Source organism: Candidatus Edwardsbacteria bacterium (assembly GCA_031082425.1).
Lineage (GTDB): Bacteria > Edwardsbacteria > AC1 > AC1 > EtOH8 > UBA2226.
The window spans coordinates 300,223-322,557 of the sequence record JAVHLB010000001.1 but is presented as its reverse complement, the minus strand read 5'-3'; the positions used below and the strand labels follow the sequence as shown (position 1 = coordinate 322,557).

General features: G+C 54.6%; 19 protein-coding genes. 10 read left to right on the top strand and 9 right to left on the bottom strand.

The window, feature by feature from the left end:
* The first annotated feature begins 5 nt into the window (after positions 1 to 5).
* From RDU76_01530 to RDU76_01500, 7 genes are all read left to right on the top strand, one after another.
* The gene (locus RDU76_01530; protein MDQ7797610.1) at positions 6 to 518 is read left to right on the top strand and encodes a hypothetical protein; all 513 of its coding nucleotides are present in this window, start codon (positions 6 to 8) and stop codon (positions 516 to 518) included.
* A 76-nt stretch (positions 519 to 594) separates the two neighbouring features.
* Complete coding sequence (locus RDU76_01525; protein ID MDQ7797609.1) at positions 595 to 1,095, top strand: GNAT family N-acetyltransferase; 501 nt, start codon at positions 595 to 597, stop codon at positions 1,093 to 1,095.
* Positions 1,096 to 1,200: 105 nt separating this feature from the next.
* Positions 1,201 to 1,632: a hypothetical protein gene (locus RDU76_01520; GenBank protein ID MDQ7797608.1), complete on the top strand. Its 432-nt coding sequence runs from the start codon at positions 1,201 to 1,203 to the stop codon at positions 1,630 to 1,632.
* An 80-nt stretch (positions 1,633 to 1,712) separates the two neighbouring features.
* Entirely contained in the window at positions 1,713 to 2,183 is a 471-nt protein-coding gene (locus RDU76_01515) for a hypothetical protein (protein ID MDQ7797607.1), read from the top strand.
* Between the two features lie 81 nt (positions 2,184 to 2,264).
* Complete coding sequence (locus tag RDU76_01510; protein MDQ7797606.1) at positions 2,265 to 2,705, top strand: hypothetical protein; 441 nt, start codon at positions 2,265 to 2,267, stop codon at positions 2,703 to 2,705.
* Positions 2,706 to 2,731: 26 nt separating this feature from the next.
* Positions 2,732 to 4,153, top strand: a complete 1,422-nt coding sequence (locus RDU76_01505; protein MDQ7797605.1) for a tetratricopeptide repeat protein — start codon at positions 2,732 to 2,734, stop codon at positions 4,151 to 4,153.
* 34 nt (positions 4,154 to 4,187) lie between these two features.
* Positions 4,188 to 4,490: a hypothetical protein gene (locus RDU76_01500; protein MDQ7797604.1), complete on the top strand. Its 303-nt coding sequence runs from the start codon at positions 4,188 to 4,190 to the stop codon at positions 4,488 to 4,490.
* Between the two features lie 123 nt (positions 4,491 to 4,613).
* Here the strand turns inward: RDU76_01500 and RDU76_01495 are convergent, their stop codons facing one another.
* Entirely contained in the window at positions 4,614 to 5,876 is a 1,263-nt protein-coding gene (locus RDU76_01495) for a radical SAM protein (GenBank protein ID MDQ7797603.1), read from the bottom strand.
* A 151-nt stretch (positions 5,877 to 6,027) separates the two neighbouring features.
* Here RDU76_01495 and RDU76_01490 point away from each other — a divergent pair, with 151 nt between their 5' ends.
* The 3 genes from RDU76_01490 (at position 6,028) to RDU76_01480 (ending at position 11,197) form a co-directional block, all read left to right on the top strand.
* Positions 6,028 to 9,096 (top strand): T9SS type A sorting domain-containing protein, encoded by a 3,069-nt coding sequence (locus RDU76_01490; protein ID MDQ7797602.1) that lies wholly within the window; start codon positions 6,028 to 6,030, stop codon positions 9,094 to 9,096.
* 137 nt (positions 9,097 to 9,233) lie between these two features.
* Entirely contained in the window at positions 9,234 to 10,451 is a 1,218-nt protein-coding gene (gene tyrS, locus RDU76_01485) for a tyrosine--tRNA ligase (GenBank protein MDQ7797601.1), read from the top strand.
* Complete coding sequence (locus tag RDU76_01480; protein ID MDQ7797600.1) at positions 10,448 to 11,197, top strand: pseudouridine synthase; 750 nt, start codon at positions 10,448 to 10,450, stop codon at positions 11,195 to 11,197. The genes tyrS and RDU76_01480 overlap by 4 nt, the downstream gene beginning before the upstream one ends.
* Positions 11,198 to 11,237: 40 nt before the next feature.
* On the opposite strand, the gene RDU76_01475 is transcribed toward RDU76_01480, so the two are convergent.
* The 8 genes from RDU76_01475 to RDU76_01440 form a co-directional block, all read right to left on the bottom strand.
* Entirely contained in the window at positions 11,238 to 13,094 is a 1,857-nt protein-coding gene (locus RDU76_01475; GenBank protein ID MDQ7797599.1) for an ankyrin repeat domain-containing protein, read from the bottom strand.
* A 30-nt stretch (positions 13,095 to 13,124) separates the two neighbouring features.
* On the bottom strand, positions 13,125 to 14,441 hold the full coding sequence (locus RDU76_01470; protein MDQ7797598.1) for a TldD/PmbA family protein: 1,317 nt from the start codon (positions 14,439 to 14,441) through the stop codon (positions 13,125 to 13,127).
* A complete protein-coding gene (locus tag RDU76_01465) occupies positions 14,441 to 15,805 on the bottom strand; it encodes a TldD/PmbA family protein (protein MDQ7797597.1) in 1,365 nt (454 codons plus the stop codon). The genes RDU76_01470 and RDU76_01465 overlap by 1 nt, the downstream gene beginning before the upstream one ends.
* Before the next feature lie 23 nt (positions 15,806 to 15,828).
* Entirely contained in the window at positions 15,829 to 16,581 is a 753-nt protein-coding gene (locus RDU76_01460) for a hypothetical protein (protein MDQ7797596.1), read from the bottom strand.
* A 203-nt stretch (positions 16,582 to 16,784) separates the two neighbouring features.
* Complete coding sequence (locus RDU76_01455) at positions 16,785 to 18,932, bottom strand: DUF5916 domain-containing protein (GenBank protein ID MDQ7797595.1); 2,148 nt, start codon at positions 18,930 to 18,932, stop codon at positions 16,785 to 16,787.
* 259 nt (positions 18,933 to 19,191) lie between these two features.
* Positions 19,192 to 20,511, bottom strand: a complete 1,320-nt coding sequence (locus RDU76_01450; protein ID MDQ7797594.1) for a S41 family peptidase — start codon at positions 20,509 to 20,511, stop codon at positions 19,192 to 19,194.
* Positions 20,512 to 20,534: 23 nt separating this feature from the next.
* On the bottom strand, positions 20,535 to 21,488 hold the full coding sequence (locus RDU76_01445) for a bifunctional helix-turn-helix transcriptional regulator/GNAT family N-acetyltransferase (protein ID MDQ7797593.1): 954 nt from the start codon (positions 21,486 to 21,488) through the stop codon (positions 20,535 to 20,537).
* 82 nt (positions 21,489 to 21,570) lie between these two features.
* Positions 21,571 to 22,257 carry a DUF4846 domain-containing protein gene (locus RDU76_01440; GenBank protein ID MDQ7797592.1) on the bottom strand — a complete coding sequence of 229 codons (687 nt, stop codon included), beginning with the start codon at positions 22,255 to 22,257 and terminating at the stop codon, positions 21,571 to 21,573.
* Positions 22,258 to 22,335 lie beyond the last annotated feature (78 nt).

Here is a 22,335-nt window from a genome sequence, read left to right as displayed (position 1 = left end):
GCTAAATGGAAAACCAAACCAACCAAATAAACGCTGTCGCCAAGCCAGTGCCGCCGGCCATGCGGCGGGTTTTTGCTTATGTGTTTCTCATCCTTTCCTTATTCCTGGCCTTGCTGGCCGCCGACAAGATCCTCACCGAGGGAATGATAGCCATCAGCAGGGCCGAAGCCCCGGCCAGGGTGGTGGGCAAAGAGGCCGCCACCAGCCGCACCGGCAGGTCGTATTACCTGGCTTACGAATTTGAGGCGGGGAAACAACGGTACCAAAGAAAAGTATTGTTCGGGCTGATCCCCAAGATGACCCAGGTCCGCCTGGCCGATTTTGAGGCCCTGGCCGAAGGAGCTAACGTCAACATCATTTATTCAAAAGCGAACCCCGCCTTCAACCTGCCGGTGAACGACCCCTACAAGAATGACAAACTATGGTTCATTCTGCTGGGTGTTTTAATTTTTGGCATAATATCGGTCAATGAATTCAGAAGCCTTGGAAAAATGAAAGACGGAATTGTAGCTGATTAATAGCACACTGATTTTCACGGATTTATTAAGTCACGGTCATAAAAGATCCGTGTTCATCCGTGTCCCAAAAAAGATTATGGATATCCTCATCCGCCCATACCAGCCAACCGACTCCATCCCGGAGATCACCGCCCTCCTGCACCGGGCCTACGCCAAGCCGGCCGGGCAGGGCGTCCGCTTTTGGGCCTCCCGCCAGGACGACTCCGTCACCGAGAAGCGGCTAAAAAAGGGCACCTCCTTCCTGGCCGTCAAGGACAATGCCCTGGTGGGCACCATCTCGGTCTACGGCCCGGACAAAAATTCCCCGGCGGAGTTCTACCGCCGGGAAGACGTCAGCTTTTTCGGGCAGTTCGGGGTGGAGCCGGCCCTGCAGGGCACCGGCCTGGGCAAAAGGCTGTACCAAACGGTGGAGGACCATTGCAGAAAGAACCGGGTAAAATTCCTGGCCCTGGACACCTGCGAGAACGCTACGGACCTGATAGAGATGTACCAGCGCTGGGGCTTTAAGCAGGTGGACCGGGTCAAATGGGAGGTGGTGGATTTCCGCAGCATCATCATGGCCAAGGAATTGACATAGTTAACGGGAACCTTTTACCGCGAAGACGCGAAGTACGCAAAGCCTTAAATTTAAAATACCTTGGCGATCTTGGCGTCTTGGCGGTTCAATAAGGTAAAATAAATTATGCCAGCCACCGATCCCCGCCAGCATTCGGCGGAACACATACTGACTGCGGTCTTCGGACAGCTCTTTAACGGCAAACTGCTGGACACCCGGTTCAAGGGCACCAAGGTCCGCTGTGATTTCAGCGTCCAGAGCGGCCTGCCCCTGGAGCAGATCATCGCTCAGGCCGAGGCCAAGGCCAACGGGATCATCTCTCAGAACCTTGATGTCACCTTTGAACAGATGACCGCCGCCGAGGCCGCCGCCTACTGTTCCCTGCACCGCCTGCCGGAGGGCGCCCAGGATGTCCGGCTGGTGCGCATCGGCCAAGACGTGATCACCCCCTGCAGCGGCCCGCATGTAAAGAACACCTCGGAGATCGGCCGGCTTCATATCAGGACCTGGAACCTGGTGGAACCCGGACTGATAAGACTGACCTTCGTGGTGGAGTGAAACATCCGTAAAGGCAATTCATGAATTGCCCCAACAGTAAGGGCGGGTTTTAAACCCGCCCCCAATCGAGAGATGATCCTATGACCAAATCCAACTGCCCCCACTGCGGGGCCGCCTTCACCGGCCTGATCTGCGATTTCTGCGGGGCCCTGGTGGGCATGACCGACACCGTGGAGCGGCAGCGCCAGGCCCTGGATGAGCTGCACCGACTGATCGTCAACAGCCCCTGGGAAAAACAGCTGCTGCTGATCAAGAACGGCTACCTGCCGGACGACGCCAACCTGCTGATGGACGCCGGACTCAAGTGCATCTCTCTGATCAACGACGCCGAGGTCCGCTCCGGCCGCAGCGATGCCGCCTGCGGGCGGCTGGAGGCGGTGATCACCAAGCTGCAGCTGCGGCCCCGGGACCAGGAGATATCAAAGGCCCTGCAGCTGTTCCGGGAGCGGCTGGACAAAAGCGCCCGGTCCAAGGCCCGGGATACCCGGCTGGGGCTGGGCCTGTTCGCGGTGATCGCCGTCATCATCGTGGTGCTGATCCTGCGCTGTTAAATTATTCGATGGTAGGAATAATTTCTGGCTTGCCCCTGCAATCTATCCCATAAAAATTAATATCCATTGCCTGGAGAAAGAATGAAACATCAGAATGTCCTTTGGACCGCCCTCCTGTTCATCGGCCTGGCCGCCCTGGCCGGCTGCGGGGTCAGGACCGACTGCCCCACCGCCCAGGAGTTCATCAAGTCCTACTCCCAAGCCTACCGCAACGGCGACGCCAAGGCCATCATCAAGATGCGGGCCGGCATCGGCCTGCTGGAGAAGCTGGGGATCGACCCGGCCCTCAGGGAGCAGATCGCCGATTACACCCTGGAGAAGGAGCAGCAGGATCTGGAGGAAAGCCTGGAGCGCGACGACCTGTGGGCCCGGGCCTGGAAGGATACCGAATATAAAAGCCAGAAGGACCATGGCGACCATATCCACGTCGGAGTGCTGGTCAACGGCATTCCCTCAGCGGTGGTGCTGGTGCGGGAGGGGGAATTCCTGAGGATCCATCCCCGGCCCAGCTGGTTCGACTGATCAAAAGGCGGATATTGGATCATTGCATGTCAGCCGACCGCCGAAATAAAAAACACCCCTGCAAAGCCCGTCTGCTGTGGATAGGCGGCGGCCGGGGGCGTTATTATCCCGCCCAGGTGCATCTGGCCACCATGGAGGTCCGCTTCCGCCAGGGTCAGTGGGCCGGGGCCGAGGAGGTCTGCCGCCAGGGGTTCACCGCCTGCCGGGAGCTGGGCGACGAATATCACCGGGGGCTCTTTCTCAACCAGCTGGGCAACATCCTCTCCTACCGCGGGGTAAGGCAGGAGGCCCTGGACACCATGAAGGAGGCCCAGCTGGTGCTCTCCCGATGGCCGGGCGATATCATCATGATCTCGGTCCTTTACAACATGGGTTATGCCTGCGAACACTTCGGAGACCTGGACGGCGCCCTGGAGAACTACCGGGCCGGCCAGGAACTGGCCCGCCGGGCCGGGGACCTTCGGTCGGAGAACCGGGCCAACGGCAATATCGGCATCATCTACGCCATGCGCGGCGACTATAAGACCGCGCTGGATTATTTCCACCGCCTGCTGGAATCATCCGCCCGGCTGGACGACCTGGCCGGGGTGGCTTTGGCCCACGGCAACCTGGGCCTGGCATACCTGTACTCCGGCGATCCGGAGCAGGCCGAGGTCCACCTCAGGCAGAAGCAGGAACTGTCCCGCAAGATGGGCGACCGGCTGGGGCTCTGCCAGTCCTTCGGCAGCCTGGGAGACCTGCTGGCGGCCCGGGGCGATTACCCGGGAGCGTTGGCCAGCTATGCCCAGGCCCGGGAACACAGCCAGGCCATGAACAATCTTAACATGACCGCCACCGCCGACGAGAAGTCGGGCGAGATCCTGGCGCTGATGGGGAACCACGCCGAGGCGGAATCCATCTTTATGGGCGCGGTGGAGCTGGTGGACAAGATGGGATCGCGCCTCTCCCTGCCCTCTCTCTGGCAGAAGATAGGCGATTGCCGGCTGGCGCTGGGGCGGCCGGGATCGGCCGAAATAGCCTTCCATAATTCCATCGCCATCGGCCGGGAGAAAAGCCAGGAGCCGTTCTACATGGGAGCCTACCGGGGCCTGGCCGCCCTGGAGCTGGGCCGGGGGAATCTCGATTCCGCCCGGGAGCACTGCAAAATATTCCTGGAGCTGGCCCAGAAATACCACGACCAGGAATACGTCCTGGACTGCCGGATACTGGAAGCGCGGATCATGGCGGTCGATGCCCCCGGCCCGGCGGCAGAGGATCTGCTGAAGTTGCTGGACCAGCCCCTGCCGCCGCCCCGCCGGGCCGAGGTCCTTTACTGGGTGTGGAAACTGCGCCAAGGACCCCGGGACAGGCTTGACGCCCTGGAGGCCCTCAAACAGGCCTCTTTGCTGGCCCCCACCGCCGAAAACCGGAAGCGGATTGACGAACTGGACGGCCCCGGGCCGTCTTAGATCCCATAATCAATTAACTTTTTAGGGAGAGACCATGTTAAAACATCAAAAATACCTCCTGGCCGCCATCCTGTTCGTCGGCCTGGCCACCCTGGCCGGCTGCATCCCCGGCGACGGGCATAACACCGTTCAGAGGCCGGCCGGTTTCTTCTGGGGCATCTGGCATGGCTGGGTGGCCCCCATCTCGCTGATCATGAGTATTTTCAAGAAGAACATCCGGCTTTATGAGGTTTTCAACAACGGCTGGCTGTACGACTTCGGGTTCTATATTGCGGTCATCAGCGGTTTCGGCGGGCTGTCGCTGTTCCGCCGCCGGAAATCGTCCTGCTGTAAATAATAACGTAGGGACATGGCGGAGCATGTCCCTACAATAAACACCACCCATCCGTCCCCTCCTTGATCAAGGAGGGATTAAAGGGGTGGTCTAAAAAGAAGCCTGGTTACCCAGGCCTCTTTTTATTTATCCCAGGAAAGGATTGAAATAATCTATCTTTGTCTTGGGCAGTTCCTTCTTGAATGATCTGATCAGCTCCGCGATGCCCATGGCCCGGCCCTGGGGCCGGGGGATGGTCCGGATGTACCACCAGGGATCGATGGACAGATTCCTCATCTGGACCATGTCCACCTTATGCTGGGCAAACAATCTTAAAAGCCCCTCGGCCTCCCGCTCCCTATCGGTGTATCCCGGAAATACCAGCAGGTTGATGCTGACGAAAAGTCCTTCGGCCTTGGCCGTCCGGATGCTCTTAATGACATCGGAATATTCATAATTGACCGGCCGGTAGTAGGCATCGTAGCATTTTTTGAGCGAGGAGTTCAGGCTGATCCGCACCGAATCCAGCCCGGCCGCCGCCAGGGTCTTTATCTTACTAGGACTGTAGCCGTTGGTGTTCAGGTTGATGGTCCCCTTGTCGGTCTGTTTTCGTATCAGTTTGACGGACTTTCCGATGGTCTCCGACTGCAGCAGCGGCTCCCCCTCGCAGCCCTGGCCGAAGCTGGCGATGGGCGAAGGGGCATTCTGTAGATGGGGTATGGCGATGGCGGCGATCTCCTGCGGGCTGGGCACGAAGGCCAGCCGGTCCTGCGAGGCGCAGCAGCCGTCCTTGCCGGCCGGCTGCCAGGACAGGCAGCCCAGGCACCGGGCGTTGCAGGACGGCGAGGTGGGCAGGGGCAGCTCCCAGCGGCGGTAAAAGGTGTTCTTCCCGGCAAAGCAGTGATACTCCAAAGCACAGCGGGCCAGCTGTTTTAACAGCCGGTTATCCGGCTCCAGTTTCAAACGCTGCCCGACTAATTTTATCAGCTTCTTGTCCTGCTCCGGGCTGTGCAGTTCGGGGTCGGCCTTGGGGTTCCTGGCCACCAATCTGGCCGCCCCGCAGATCTTCCCTTTATGCCAGGCCACCGCGGTGTAGGACCACAGCGGCAGCAGGGGATCGGATGACCGCTCCAGATAGGCCGGCATCAGGCTCCGGGTATAGCCGGCCGGCATGAAGGCCGCCACCGGGTAGACCTTTTTGTTGCCCAGCTTCTCCAGATAGACCTGATTGCCGTCGAACTCGGAAACGATGATCCCCTTTTTTATCACGAACAGCTCGCTGCCCTCCGGCAGGGGGATCATCTCCCCGGCCGGGATGGGAACAAAGTCCCCGCCGGACAGGCCCAGGGCCTGGTGTTGGGGGGAATCGAATATCCGCCCCTTGTTATCGGCATAAAGCAGGTTTGGCATGCCGTGATTATACGGAATATTGGTATATTTGTCAAACCGGCCTGGCCGGATGAACGATAATAAAATAGTTCTTGACAAATATTGCCCGGAGGTTTAATATCGATCGAATAGCATTTTGACGATCCTGTCACCATTATTAATAGAGATTACCATGAAAATATTTCGTTGGTTAATCGCAATATATTCCCTGGTTTTGACCGCCGCCCTGGCCCTGGCCGCCACCGTACCAGGAAAAAAGATCACCGTGACAAAGGTTATGTCCCAAAAGGTCCTCAATGCCAACGCTTGGGAAATATACACCACCAATTACGGGCCTTTTGTAAAACCACAGACTGGCAGCGGTGCCTTCTGGCCGGCCGGGTCGGGCCGGGGATATATCTATGGCGCCGGGCTGTGGGTGGGAGCCCAGGATACCGCCGGAAATAAAATCGTGGCTGCTGGCTTTAACGGCAGCGGCGGCCATGAATTCGGGCCGGTCAGCCTGGATAATAGTTACGAGGATTATCTTACCGATCCCCTGGCCAGGGTGTACCTTTCCACCGACCCCACAGATCTATATTATTGGCCGGTGCTGGACAGCGCCGGGAACAAGGTTGTCCGGTCCCGGCAGGACAGCTATTGCAAATACAGTGACCAGAATCCCGACTTTACCTTTTCGGGCGATTCCACTCTTGGTATTCTGGTGGAGCAGTTCAGCTATGCCTGGAATTATGCCGATAACAACGACATCGTCTTCTTTTATTTCAAGATAAAGAACCTTTCCGATCAGATATTGGACAAAGCTTATACCGGCCCCTATGCCGACTGCGACATCGGAGATGAGTCTGGAACCTCCGGCAACGACCGGACCATATTCGACTATCAGCGCAACCTGGCCATCCAGTTCCAGAGCGAACCCGAGAGCGGCTGGCCGGAGACCGGTATGGTGGGTTTCAGGTATTTTGAGAGCCCGATCAATAATACCGGGGCAACGGTGCATGTGGTAGATAACCAGTTTGCCCATGACATCCTGCCCGGTTCAGCCTTGGGCCTGACCGCCTTTAAAATTGTAACCCTGCAGACTGCTCCCAGCACCGATGCAGAGCGATATTTGATGATGTCTGGTTTAGATCAGTGGGGCATGGTGATGGATGCATACGATGAATGGGGAGCCATTACTCCGGCCGACAAGCGTTTTATCATGTCCAGCGGGCCGTTTGTTTTAAAGCCAGATTCGACAGTCACCACCTGCATCGGCATCATCGGGGCGCTGGATACCACCGCCCTTAAGACCGCCTCGGATGTGGCCCAAACCATATATGACAATGGTTTCGCCCTGGCCGATCCACCCGCATCCCCCTCCTTTGTCTTTACCGCCACCGCCGGGGACGGCAAAGCCTGCCTGAGCTGGAACAAGGCCGTCGAGACCACCCCCGACCCCTATTGGGCCATGCTGGCGGATGTTAAAAGCTGGAACACCTATTTCCCCGGCTCCTGGAGCAAGCTGTCCTCGGCCAGCCAGCTGCTGGTCGACAGCTTTGAGGTTAAGGATAAGTTATCAACCAGCTATATCAGGATCGCCCGGGATGCTGCCCAGCCGGCCAATGGCGGCGACACTGTCAACGCCTTCTATAACCACAGATCCCTGTATGAGCCGTATGACTTTCAGGGATACCTGGTTTACCGGGCAGCCAGCCTGGCCGACCTGGCCGATCCTTCAAAAAGAAGCCCGGTGGGAAGCGTCAATTACGGCACCAGCGGGGCCTTCGGTTATTTTTATGACAAGGTCGACGGTTATCAGATAGTTTTGGATATAGGTAAAAACATCTATGCCACCCCGGATACCGTTTATTACCTGCCCAAATACGACACCCTCGGCACCGACCGGGGCCTGGCCTATTGTCTGATAGACAGCGGCCTGATCAATGGACAGACCTATTACTATTCCGTGGTTGCGTATGACTACCAGCCCAACGTGTATTTCACCCATAAATGCCCCACCACCATGTCCAGCGATCCTCTGGCCATTGCCCGCTCGGTGGTTCCGCTGGCTAACGATCCGGGATATATCCCGCCCAATATCAGCATCCGGGTGGACGGCGGATCCGATATTCGTTATGGCGGGACCACCGATTATTTTTACAACGCCACGGTGGGAAATCCCTCGGCGGTTCAAAACGACAGCTTTAAGATCCACTGGAACCCCGTGCAGAAAGTGGTTTCCGGGCTTAATCGCAATCCGCACTATACCGGAAAATTATACAGCTCCGGCAATGTTCTGCTGGATTCGGTGGGAATAATCCCGTCATGGTCCTCGGGATACTATGGTTATACTTTTATTCCCTACGGAATATTCAGCGGCCCGGCTTATTCTCAGCTTCCTTTTGGGGGAATCGCCCTGCAGCCGTATTATACATTTGACAAATATGATGCGGATATCGACAGTTTCAATATCAGTGAAAATCCCAGCGGGAGCAGGACTTATCCGTTGGATAGCGTAAGTGTAATATTTAATACAGGCATTTTCTCCGAATATGTCTGCCTGTGGCAATGGCGCGGTTCCGATTTCGAGATCCGGTGGAAGGACACCTTAACCGGCCTGACCGCCGAGGTCTGGGATCTGACCAATAATATTTTGGTCCCGCTGGAGACCGGCGTCACCAAAGCCAACATGACCCAAAGCTCATGGTGCTTTAACCCCACCTCCAGCACCTCCTCGGCCTGGATAGCCACCTCCACCAGCGCCGATGCTTATGGAATGCAGATCTGCGGCATCACTGTCTATTTCAATAAACCTTACATTACTTTACGGAGAATGGATTGGCCCAACCGCCCGGAGACCGGCGATATCTGGCGTATATATTGCTCCGGCCCCCGCCCGCCTATTGAAGGAGATATAGCCACGGTATTCACTTATGCCGAAGGCGCGGGCGGAACGCATTCCGGCAGTGCCTTAAGCTTCTTCCTGGCCCAGAACGCCCCCAACCCCTTCGGGCACTCCGGCACCAATATCAGCTATCAGATCGGCGGAAATGGCCCCGTTCCGGTCAGCCTGAAGATCTACAACATCACCGGACAGCTGGTGAAAACACTAGTGAATGTTAACAAGACTCCGGGCTATTATAATGCAACCTGGGACGGACGATCGGACAAGGGACAAAAGGTCTCGGCCGGGATATACATCTACCGCCTGCAGGCCGGGGAGAAGAACATCACCAGGAAGATGGTGCTGATAAAATAAACTTAAACCCTCTCCTAATGCTTTAGGAGAGGGCGGGGTGAGGTCAGCCCCGCCTTCCCGGCGGGGCTTTTCATTTGCATTTGGCCGGTAAAAGTGGTATCCTTACTCTCGTTTAAAGATCAAAGGATTTTCAAGTTATGTCTGTTTTCGATGTCTTAAAAGAACGCGGTTTCATCCAGCAGATGACCCATGAGGATGAGATCCGCCAGCTTCTGGAGAAGGAGAAGGTCACCTTTTACATCGGCTTCGACCCCACCGCCGACAGCCTGACCATCGGCCATTTTTTGCAGCTGATGGTGATGGGCCACATGCAGCGGCACGGCCACCGGCCCATTGCCCTGCTGGGCGGCGGCACCACCATGGTGGGCGACCCCTCCGGCAAGAGCGACATGCGTAAGATGCTGGGCCGGGAGGATATCGCCCGCAACGCCGAATGCTTCAAGAAACAGATGGAGAAATTCATTGATTTCTCGGATGGCAAAGCGATCATGGCCAATAATGCCGACTGGCTGCTGAAGCTCAATTACGTTGATTTTCTGAGGGACATCGGCTCGCACTTTTCGGTCAACCGGATGCTGCAGGCCGAATGCTTCAAGACCAGAATGGAGAGCGGCCTGACCTTCATGGAGTTCAACTACATGGTGATGCAGGGCTACGATTTTCTGGAGCTGTACCGCAGGCATCACTGCACCCTGCAGCTGGGCGGGGACGACCAGTGGTCCAACATCATCGCCGGGGTGGAGCTGGTGCGCAAGATCGAGGCCAAGCCGGTCTTCGGGATGACCTTTACCCTGCTGACCACCAGCGACGGCAAAAAGATGGGCAAGACCGAAAAGGGCGCCGTCTGGCTGGACCCCCAAAAGACCCCGCCCTACGATTTTTACCAGTACTGGCGCAACGTGGCCGACAGCGAGGTCAAAAGGTGCCTGGCCCTGCTGACCTTTCTGCCGATGGACGAGGTCGATCGTTTGGGCGGCCTGAAGGACCAGGAGATCAACCAGGCCAAAAAAGTGCTGGCCTACGAGCTGACCAAGACGGTGCACGGCGAGGACCAGGCCCAAAAGGCCCAAAAGGCCGCCGAGACCCTGTTCGAGGGCGGGGCCGATCTGCAGGATGTCCCCACCTCGCCGATAGCCAAAGACCTTCTGGGCAAAAGCATCATCGAGGTTCTTTTCGCCTGTCAGATCATACCCACCAAAAGCGAGGGCCGGCGGCTCATCGCCCAGGGCGGGCTGTATGTGAACTCCACCCAGGTGGAGAGCATCGACCTGAAGGTCACCGGCGACCTGTTTAAGGACGGGATGATGATGGTCCGAAAAGGAAAGAAAGGATATCATAAGGTGGTGATCGAATGAGCCAGACCAAGGCCCGGTTGAACAAATATCTCTCCATGTGCGGCGCGGCCTCCCGCCGCAAGGCCGACGAGATGATATCCCGTGGACAGGTGCGGGTCAACGACAAAGTGGTCGACCAGCTGGGCACGGTGATAGACATCTACAACGATATCGTCAACGTCGGCGGAAAAACCTTGCGCCTGCCGCAGCGGGCCGGTTACTTCATATTCAACAAGCCGGCCGGCTGCCTCTGCTCCAAGAGCGATCCCGAGGGGAGAAAGACCATTTATGACCTGCTCCCCCCGAACCTGAGAAAGCTGAAATACGTGGGACGGCTGGACAAGGACACCGAGGGGCTGCTGCTGCTGACCGACGACGGGGACATGATAGAATATCTCACCCATCCCCGCAACCAGCTCCCCCGGACCTATCAGGCCCTGGTCCGATGGATCCTGCGCGACAGCGACATCGAGCCGTTAAGAAAGGGGGTTGATTACCTGGGGGAATCCTATGACCCGGCCCAGGTGAAGATCCTGTCGATCGACCGGCCCAAGAACAACACCCTGCTGGAGATCACCATCAAGGAGGGGAAGAAGCGCGAAGTGCGGATGATGCTTCGGGCCCTCAACCTCCATGTGGACCATCTGAAGAGGGTCGCCTTCGGACCGCTGAGGCTGGACAATACTCCGGTCGGCCAAACCCGGCCCTGCAAGCCCAACGAACTGGAACGGCTCAGGAAGATCTCCAAGATAAAAGCCCCGCTGTAAGGCGGGGCTTTTACTTTTTCGGGCGGAATATATCAAAAATCTAATGTGCTGTCTTTGTCGCGGTAAGAGGCAATATCTCGAACCGGTCGCCGCTGAAATCCGGGCAGTTGACGGGAACCTTTATGCCCTCTTTTCTGGCCTCCCGGGCGAATTCGCGGTAGGCCTGGCCTCCATCTCCGGCGTGCATGGGAAACACCGCCCGGGGCCGCAGTTTCTCTATGGCGTAGAGTGCCCCCATCCGCACCGCCACCACATCCCCGAAATTGCACCCGGTCACCGGAGTGAACAAAACATCTACCGGCCGGTTCAGTCCGGCCATAAAATCTATTTCTTCCTTGTATGGTTCGGAAAAATCCCTTTTGCGGTTGGCGTGATCCCCGGGATGGCAGACGGTGACCCCGTCGACAGTGACCAGGAATCCCTGGCCACTGTCGTTGGACTCGATGGCCGTGACTTCGGCTCCTCCAATGCTCCGACTCTCATGAGCCGCCAGCTGAACAAAGCCCTCCCTGTCCCGGGGAGAAAATCCCATCACATAGGTGATATCATTCAGGTCCTTTCTCCAGTCGAAGATGGCCGGCATGTAATGATCGGCGTGGACGTGCGAAGCGAAGACGATGACCTTAAGACCATTCAGCTCGGCGGGGGCGATGGAGCCGTTGGCCAGGCCCGGATTATCCGATTGGCGGTCCCCTTTGAAATAATCGAACACCATTAAATGACCGCTGGTCCTCACCGCCCATCCGCTATGTCCCAGATACCAAACAACTGCTTCGCCGTTTTTTAGCGTTTTGGATATCGGAGCGATCTTACCCTCTTTCTCCGCCTGTTTGTTTCCTTTGGCTCCTTTTGTTTTCAGCAGCGTTGTGCAGGCGATCTGGCCGTATTGGGCGGCATAATCTAGTGCTGTCTTGCCATCCCTGTCCTTGGCGTTGACCACGACCCCTTTTTCTATCAGCAGACCGGCAATATCGCCGTAGCCTTTGATAACAGCACAGTGCAAAAGAGTACGCCTGCTGGATGAATCCACCCATTGGACATCAGCGCCGGATTTAATAAGGATGTCCGTAAGCTCGGCAAAACCCCTTGATACCGCCAGGGATAGCGGTTCCCCTCCGTTAGAAGCAGATGCATTGACATCGGCCCCTCTGGCTAGTAGAGCTTTTGCGCCATTAATGTTCCCCTGCGAACAGGCATTGTGCAATGGCGTTCTGCCGTCAATGGATTTCTGATCAACCGGAGTTTTATGATCTGCCAAAAGATATATCAGATCTTTGCCGCCCTCCCAGGCAGCAGTATGCATTAATGTCCAGTTGGGGGGATATTGACTCTTAGGGCTTAACTTGGTTGAAGCACCCAGGCTGATCAACAATTTTACTGCCTCCGCCTGCCGCCGTTCCATTGCCAGGGAGACTACCGTATTGCCTACCCGGCTTAATGTATCGTTGACATCGGCTCCCCGGGAAACCAGAAATTCTATCATGGGTAATCGCCCCAGGGCTGCGGCGTAATACAAAGGAGTTTCGTTGTCGCTTTCCCGGGCATTAAGGTCGGCTTTTTTTGATAATAGGTACTTGGCCACATCAACGTGTCCGTTCCAGGCGGCAAAATGGAGCGGCGTCAATTGGTAGCTGGTATCGCGTTCAGCTACGGAAGAACCCTTTTTCAGCAAATATTTAACGATATCCAACTTCCCCTCAAAGCAGGCTGTATGAAGGGGCAGACGGCCTCGGGCATTGGGAACCTTTATGGTGGTTTTATCTTTTTCAACAATCTTCTTTACCGCCGTCAGGTCGCCGGCCTGTATTGCAGTCTGTATGTCGGTCTCAACCGCCATTGCGGGAATAAACGAAAATAGTGCCAGCAGACAAGCCGCAGAAAAAATGATTCTTTTCATCGCCGTCTCCTAATTAAAATAACTGTACAATTATTGTTTTTTGGTTGTGACGGAAACCCCCTCGCACAGCAGTGGAGGAACCCAGGCTCCGCCGAACGACGGATACAGGGTGTCTCCCAGCTCTACCACATTGGTCAGTGTTTCGTAGATATTCCCTGTCACCATGGCATCTTTGATTTGGCCCACTATCTGGCCGTTCTCCACATACAGCCCCGGACCGACCCCAATCGAGTAATCCCCGTTGGGAATGTTCCCGCTATGGGCTCCCAGCGCCCCTTCGACAATGATGCCTCGATCCATCATCGAGATCAGTTTGGCCAATGCAGCGTTTCCGGGCTTGATGAAAAGGTGTGCCGGGAACGGTCCCGGCTTGGTGGTGACGGGATCTCCGCCCCAGGGGCCGCTCCGGTAGCCGTGACCCGTAGAGGGAACTTCCAGCTTTTTGGCATACTTAAGGTCGTAGTAGAAACTTTTTAATACCCCCTGGTCGATCAGCGTCAGCTGGTTGCAGGCCACCCCCTCATCGTCAAAGGCCCGGGCCAGGGGATAGTTGTCGTTCAGGGGATCATCGGTGATGGTCAGTTTCTGGCTGAATATCTTTTGTCCCGTCTTGCCGGCGATAGGAGAAATATTCTCGTAAATGCTGCGGCCGCTGAGACCGCTGGTGATCCGCCATAGCAGGGTGATCATGCTGTCGGGCATGAACAGAACCTTCATCCTGCCGCCTTTTGGTTCGATCGTCTTCTGTCCCTTACCAAATAGTTCGATTATTTCTGTGATCAGGGCCTCCGGCATTTTTTCCAGCCGCTTATTCTGATGTTGCCTGTCTATCCCGCTGCCCGAACCTGGGAAGATGGTACTGCCGTAGGTTCCGGCAATGGAGCTCTGCCGGCTGATGTCCGTGCCTTGGCTGTTTAATATTCGCAGTGAATCCTGCTCGGTAAAGGCAACAGCCCTTATCTCGGCTTTTGCCTTGGATTTGAGAGTATCGCAGATTCGTTGGGCTTCATCTATCAATTCGCTACTGGTTGTGGTCTTTATTTTCGGGTCATAGGTATCAAGGTTTTTGGTGGCTTTGGTGTCCGGTAGATCGTACGGAGCCTCCACTCCGCCCTCCAGAGAATGCAAAGCATTGTCCAAAAACTCCTGGCGGTCGATCAAGTTCCGGGTATAGGCAAAACCCAGCCGGCCGTCCTTGATTATCCGCAATGAGATGCCGGACAGAAAATTGGTTTCTATCTTATACAGCTTGGCGTCCTGAAAGGATACCACATTAGAAATATTTTCTGCTGAGTAAATCTCGGCCTGGTCAGCAGCCTTTTTGGCCATTTCCAAAAGCTTTTCCATTAAATGCCTCCCACTACCAGGTTATCGATGATGATGTGCGGGCCGCCGTTGCAGGAACGGATATTGGTCTGCCCCTTGCCGCAGCCGCCGGTCTTGGAAAGTTCCAGATCGTTGCCCACCGCCTGGATGTCCATCAATGTTTGGTAAAGGTTGCCGGAGATATTTATATCCCGGACCATCCGGCCGACCCTGCCGTTCTTGACCTCGTAGCCGTAATTGGCCCCGAAGGTAAAATTCTCCCCGGCTGTCTGGCCGCCCTTGGCGTCCAGCAGGTACAGCCCGTCGCCTGTTATCCGAAGCAAGTCGTTAAAGCTATTTTCTCCCGGCTCTATGTAAATGGTGCCCATGCGAACGATGGGAGCATACCGGTAATCTTCGGCCACGCAATGCCCGCTGAGCGGTTCTCCGAATTCGGCTGCGGTTCTCCTGGAGTGCAGCCTGCCGACCAGCACCCCATTCTTGATCAGCTGGGTCGGCCGCACCAGGACCCCTTCGTCATCGTATTTGTAGAACCCCAGCTGTCCTGGCCGGGTGGCATCGTCGATGATATTGAGGATCCCGCTTCCCAGCCGGGTCCCCAGCTTCATTCTCTGTCTCATGGCCGGCAAGGTCTCAATTATGTCGGCTTCCGAAAAGTGGCCAAAAGCCTCGTGGGCAAAAACGCCGGCCAAGCTTGGGTTGATGATGCATCGATAGACCCCGCTTTTTACCGGTTGGGCCTGCAGCAGGTCCAATACCAGTTTTGTCTGTTTTTCAAAATGCTGCTCTTGACCCCGGATGCTGCCGAAACCGTCGCTGCCGCCCACGGCTACCCGGATATTCTGGGTAAGATTTCCTTCCTTGGCGGTGATCAAGCCCCGGACGCTGGTGGTCACTAGGTCCTCCTGGATCCGGCTGCCCTCGCTGTTCAGGTAATACTTCCTCCGGTGGACCTCGCTGTATCCGATAGTGGTATTGACCACTTTCGGCTGCGCCAGCGGAATATCATTATACTTTCTCACCAGCTCCAGTTTTTCGGCCATGGATAGCTGCCGTGGATCCTCGCCCAGTTTCGGTGAAACTGTATCTTGGACGACTTTGGTCTTGGCCAGTTGTATCGGTTTCGCCGTATTTTTAGCAAAAAGCCTGGCATTTTCTATCGCTGATTTGATTGCCTGTCCGGCTTCGGCCTGCTTGGTAAAAGCCACCGTGGCCATGCCCCCTTTGTCGAGGGTCCGGACCACATAGCCGTCGGTGGAGTTGGTTGACAGGGTGGTCAATTCCTTGCCGCTGAAACTGATAGCGGTCTCTTGCATCACTTCGTAGCGGATGTCTGCAAAATCGCCTCCTGCCCCGGCCAGAATTTTTTCTAGAATCTCGAACATCGGATCTCCTACAAAAATATTAACTATTCTTTCATTTGATATTTCAACCTTGGCCGCTTTGCTGTGGCCTGCACCCGAAGCTCATCGAACTTTGTTGCTCTGGTCATGTCGACTTCGGGCTTGTGACGCGATACCAGAACTATAATTTCCTCCTGCAGACGTTCTAGTTCGGATAGGGCTTTGTCCGGTGGGTCAGAATACATGCGTTTGATCCTGGGCCAAAGATTTGGCGGGCATAGTTTCATCTTCTGTGCCCGGAACTCTATCCATCTTGGCTCGCCAGCCCAAAAATACAGTCCGTTCAGCGCAGCCAGGATGTTGATCAGTTTCTTCAGCGTGAAAGACATGGCATCATACACAAAAAGCAATTCCCCCCGTTTCAATCCTTGACCCTTCAGACACCCCTTCCAGAAGAATCCCAGGTTCTGTTCTATTGCTTTCTTGGCAAGCTCTTTGGGATATTTTGGGATGGCGGCTTTGACAGCTAGATACCTGTCTTTCCCCGCCAGGGGCATGGCATCCATGAATCCGCCGATGGAATTTATTATCGGTGGCTTTACCTGGAAATCCTTCGTCACTTCCTTGATTTCCATTTGCAAGGAGTCCGCGGTAGCATGGCCTATCTCAACGATCAAGCCATCCAGGGTATATATCTCCAGTATTGCCTGTTCTTCCGGCATGTCCAATAATGTTATCATTTTGCATCCCAGCTTCTTCAGCGGGTGGCTTTTGATCCAATTAGCATCCAGTTTTTTCCAATACAGGACCACATCCATGTCCGAATACTGGTCCGCCAGGCCCCGAGCCGGAGATCCCCCCAACAGGGCCATTTCCAGTCCCGGCCTGGCTGAATAAGGTTTGATGAGTTCTTTGGCCAGTTCGCGGCGCCACAAAGAGGCTTGGGTGGGCTTTCTCATAAACACCTTTTATTTTGCTGATAAATATAATGATCAAATCATTTAAAGCTATCCTGATTTGCTTAAAAATAAAGCAGATATTTAGCCTTAATTGCGCCAATGGCGTACTTTTGTGTCATTACTCCTTCAGGATTGGTTGTATAATCAAGCGAATTGTAATCGTTCAAAGCCACGTACAGCCAGCTCTTGGGGGAGAAGTTCCAGGAATATAAAAGCCCAAAACGATCCGAATAAAGACGGGTCTTTTCGAAATTGCTTTCCGGGGTGGCGCCTACCATCTCGTTGAATACCGAAAGCGTCATTTTAGCGGTTATCCGGTAATCCATCCTGGGGCGGAATATCGGGGTCATGGCTACGATCTCTTTGCCGGGATCCCATTCCACCCATAACATGGAGGTCAGGGTGGTGCTTAAGGGCGAGATGATGGAATAACTGAATGTCAGCCAGTTCGACCCCTGGTATGCCAGGTAATTCCTGGCGTAATTGTAACTGTAATTGTAATCGCAGCCCCCGTTGATGTTGTTCCCCATCAAAAAGCCCCAAAAATTGAAACTCATGTCGCGGCTGATATAGTTTATGCATTCTTCCCTGCCAACAAAGGGATTGTAGATCAATTCGTAATTTCTACCATAGTTCAGCTCGAGATTTGCCCCCCAGTTATTCCTCCAGTTTGGATTGATGGAAAAATAACCGGCGGTTGACCATTCGGGACAGCCCGGCTCCCGCATCCGGGCAATGCCCGGAGCAATGTAAAGATTACGTAACGCTCCCTGTTTGAATGTCCAAAATGGCCCCCCGATGAATAATGCCCGCTGCCTTCCGGCCCAGGGCACATAACCGATACCCTCTACGGAGAAAGAGTCATCCACCGCCTCGTATGCCGACATGATCAAGAACTTGTCGATGAACCCGCGGAATCCGGTGCTTATCGCCATCCCCTTTTTGCCCGACTCGTCGCTGAAAGCCCCCTGCATGATCAATTGGTTTGGCCCTTTGCGCAAAGATGCATCCAGGCCTGCTGCGTAATTGTATTCATCCGCATTGGCAGACATGCCGCTAAACAGCAATCCAATATCAGAGTTGTTTAATACCCTTCTGGTCGCCCGCAAAACGCCAAATTTCCTTTCCGGCTCTGTCAGCGGCAGGCCCCAATAGGAATAATCATATTTCTCGGTATACGCCGCCAGAGCGCCAATATTCCAATCTTCGGTTTTGTGGGTCAACTTCAATCCTCCGATGATCGGCACCGCACCGCCGTCGATGGACTTCCCCACCCGGCGGGAATAAAAAATATTGAGCGGCTGGAAGAAACCGCTGCCCTGGAATTCCGAAAAGCGGAATATCTCCCGCCCCTCCACAAAGAACGGTCGTTGTTCCTGCAGGTAGGTGGGATAGCGGGAAAGATTGACCGAGGACGGATCTGATTCTATCTGGGCAAAATCGGGGTAGGCCGTGGCATTGATGCTGGTCTGCGGGGTCAGATCCCACTTGGCGGTCAGGCTGCCGTTGACTTTCCTGGCGGTTGTTCTTCCCTTAAAATCCTCATAGCGTAAAAACCCTTCGGGATACAGCTCGAAATAATATCCCGAAGCCTGGGGGTTGATGTTCTGGGCCACCCCCCAACGAGACACCAGATCATCGTCCTTTTGGGTGACCTCGGTCCAGTAGTCATCCTCGCGATTGGTGGCGATGTGCCGGGCGAACTGAACGCCCCAGTTTCCCAAGCCCTTTTTATAGCGCAATGTCTTGAAGGGGATCTTCATCTCCACCTCCATTTTGTCGGGGTACATCCTTACCGCATTATCCCAGACCCCCTCCCAGGAAAGGTCCTGGCTGCGTCCGTCGTCCATGATCAGACCGTCCCAGAAAAGGCCGCTGCCGAAAACCAAAAAGAAATACCCGCCGGTCCGGCTGCCGAAAGGATCAATCTTGATGGTCACATAGTCCTCGTCCTTGGTGAAGCAGGCCACCGGTGGATTTTTGTCTGCAAGGCAGCGAAATGCCACATATAGATTTTCGGCATCCTGAAGCAGGTAGACCACCGTCCGCTCGGTCGGAGCGGTCTTTTCATACGGAATATGCTGGACGAAACCGGTGGCCGAATCGGCCGACAGCCACAGGTCTTCTATGATCCCGTCTATCTTCGGCGCGACCTCGGTTTGCCGGATATCGACGCTTTTTTGCACCCTCGAGCCTTCCTCCTGTGCCATAAGTGGGATTGCAGCTCCAAGCATGAAAAGGCAAACCAGTGAAAATAGCTTTTTCATAGTGACTCCGTATTGTGATTCAAAGGTTAAGTATCATAGCAAATTACATGGATAGCGTCGGTTTTGTTTCGTTTTTTATACCCATTAGAACATATTATGAATCGCTTCATTACCAAGGCTTGAGGCCTGGGTAAGAAACGGGCTAAACCCCCGCTCAAAAGAATGCCCTCTTTATCTGGGGATTCGTTTAACTTGCCGTCAGCTACTGTCGCAGACAGCGAACAGTATCGCCTGGAGCGCGAATCAGGTCAAATCCGGCCACCGTTCCGGCATCATCGACCCTGAACAGTACCTGCCCGCCCACCTCGTCAACCACGAAATTTTTCTCCGACAGGGGAAGCAGTTTCCATTTGGGGCCCTGTTCGCGCCGGTAGTAAAGCTGGCCCTCCGCAAGGCTGATGGTCCTAAGGCCGTAGCTTCCGGCGTACCGCTGCAGCAGCTCTGCCGGAACATTTACCGCTGCAAGTGCAGCCTGTTTGATGGTCCTGATGGAGGATAGTTCCTGTTTTTCGCCGGGATCGATGGCAGACTTGAGCAATGTATCCAGGGCCATCAGGTAGGCGATATCAAGGGCGCTGTCGGCCGGTACTTTGACATGGGGCTGGACCCCGGTGCCCTCCCAGTTGTTTTTCGATATAGGGTTTATGGCCCGGCCGATCGATACCTTTAGTATGAAAAGGTCATTGAGTATCTTAAAGTCGACCGGATGAGCGCCACCTCCGGTGGTCTGGCCGACGATGGTGGCCCGCCTCAGTTCCCGCAGGTTATTAGAGAACTCCTCGGCCCCCGAGAAAGTATAGTTACTGGTCAGAATATAGACCGGCACTTTGGCCAAGCGCGGCCCCGGCACCCAGGGAAGTATCCAATACTGTTGGGTAAGATTGGAGGGACGGAGGTAAAGATCGTTGAGGTGGGCCTCGCCCTCGAACAGGTAGGTGCTTATGAGCTGGATCATCTCGGGACATCCCCCGCCGTTTCGGCGCAGATCGAAGATGACTGCCTGGGCATTGGCTATAAAATTCATGGCTGACACCGCAGCCGCACCGGCCCCTGGCAGCTGTGTATTGTCGAACATCCTAAAATCTATGTATCCGACGTTCCCTGGCATCAGTTCAACCTTTCGAAATCCGAAATTATCGCGCTGGTGGGCCCGGATGACCTCCGGGAGGGTTTCTCCATTTATGGTATCGCAGCGCATTTGGGCAATTCGTTGCGGACCATATATCACCGCCAGATGGCGGTCCTTAGTTACTGACCGCAGGTCGTTGGTAAGACGCTCGGCGAATTCCTCCGGATTGGATAATCGATCATAAGTGCCGACTTTGAGATTCTTCCGCAGTAATGCCGACATGGCCTTGGCCTTGTCGGGGAAAACATAGTTATCCGCCAGCAGTTTGGAAACCGAGTCGACCACCGATTTTCTGATGGCCTTGTCAATAGCTGTCTGTGTTGCCGGCAGGGCCGGGGCCAGCCCCGGCAACATTACTGCGATCAAAATGAGAAAAAATGTTTTTCGCATCATGTTTGTTGCTCCTTCGATTGTGATTATTTTAGGGTGAGGGTCAATACGATCGTTGACCGCTGATAGTCGCCACTATGGTCGTTTCCGGAATATTTGAAGCCCATGCTGCGGTACAGCCGATTAGCCGAGTCCAATCTGGGATTTGTACGGACCAGCAATATTTTTGCCTTTAGGGCCGTAGATTCTTTGATTGCGGCCAAGACCAGTTTTTTGCCCACCATTCTTCCCCGGAATTCCGGGGCTACCGCCAATTTGGCCAGCTCGTATTTGCCTTTTCCTTTATTTATAAGGGCCACGGTGCCGATTGCTTTTCCGCCAATGACGGCAAACAATATTTTTCCTCCGGGCTTGATGATATTGGCCTCTGGGTGCAACAACAGGCTTTCATCAGCCGGCTCAACGGTGAAGTATTCCTCCAACCACTGCTGGTTCAACTGATAAAAGGGTTCTTTATATTTTGTTTTGAATTCAACGATATCGACCTCCTTATACTGGCGGCTTTTTATTTTCTCCGCTACCCGTTGATACATGCTTTTATGTTCCAGGGCATCCTCTATCTGACCGATCATTTGCAGAAAATTACAATCCAGTTCTCCCAGCAATTCAGAGGTGCTTGTTTCAATGACCTTCCACAACGGTTTTATGGAGGTCATCAGGGACCGGCCCTTTTCGGTCAAGGATATAAGCCTTTTCCTTTTGTCCTTTGGGTCGCCCATCGAATCCACCAACCCCGCTCTGGCCATCTCGGCCGCCAGCTGGTTGACCGCCGGATAGGTGATGCCCACCTCCCTGGCCAGCTCGGTAACCGACATCGCCGGTTGCCGGGTCAGTTGATAGAAGATCAGGAACCACTTGGGTTCAAAATCAAGCCCCTGCTCTTTATACACCTGCCCCACATCGTGCATCAGGCTTTCACCCAATCGCTTAATGCGGCTGGCCGCAGCCAGTTCGCCCAGTCTTTTTATCAATTCGGTCACGGCGGATCTCCATATTGGGTAATAAATTAAGTAAGAACTTACATAAATATACAAAATTTACCCCCTTTTGTCAAGAGGGAAATTAGAATCTTTTATATATCGGGTCCCCAAAATCCAAATAAAGCCTTAGGTATTGTCTGTATTCCGGTATCGAGAACCAGCCTTTCTTTCCCTTGTCGCCCCCGGCTCTTTCTATGTGAAACTGCTGGGCCGGCATAAAACTGTAGCCTATAAGATAGCGCTCGTTCCCCTTGTCATCCCGGCAAACATCCATCACCACCGAAACATGTCCCACCCCTCCGGTTTGATTTTGCACCAGCATGTCCCCCGGCCGCAAATCTGTCTCCGCAACCGTTCGGCAACCCTTTTTCAAGGAATAGGAATTTGCGTTGCCCATGGTCCATCTTAGAAACCCCTTGTATGTCTGGCCGCTATCCCGGTAGTACCTACGTTTTCCGTTATAATCAAAAAGGTAGAGTTGTTTCAGCCTTTTGGTCTGTTTAAAATACTCCGCCCGGAACCTGAAGCACCAGTCCGCACACTGCTCCAGGTCCCGGCTGAACAGCATTGGCATATCAACCACCGCCAGAACGCTGTAAAAGGACGAAATGACCGGCTCCCCATCGTATCCCAAGATAACATCGTCATCTTTTATCGGAAGCCTCTGAATCCAGCCAGAATACGAGCTGTCGGCATATTGCACCCGCGCATATCCGGAGGGAGTTGGTACATCTTTTAGGCCCCTTGCTTGGCAGATAGAAGGCACCATAAGCAACGCGCCTAATTTTATTGCGTATTTTAAATTTTTCATATATCGATCATTGTTATAAATCAAGAGCGAAGACCC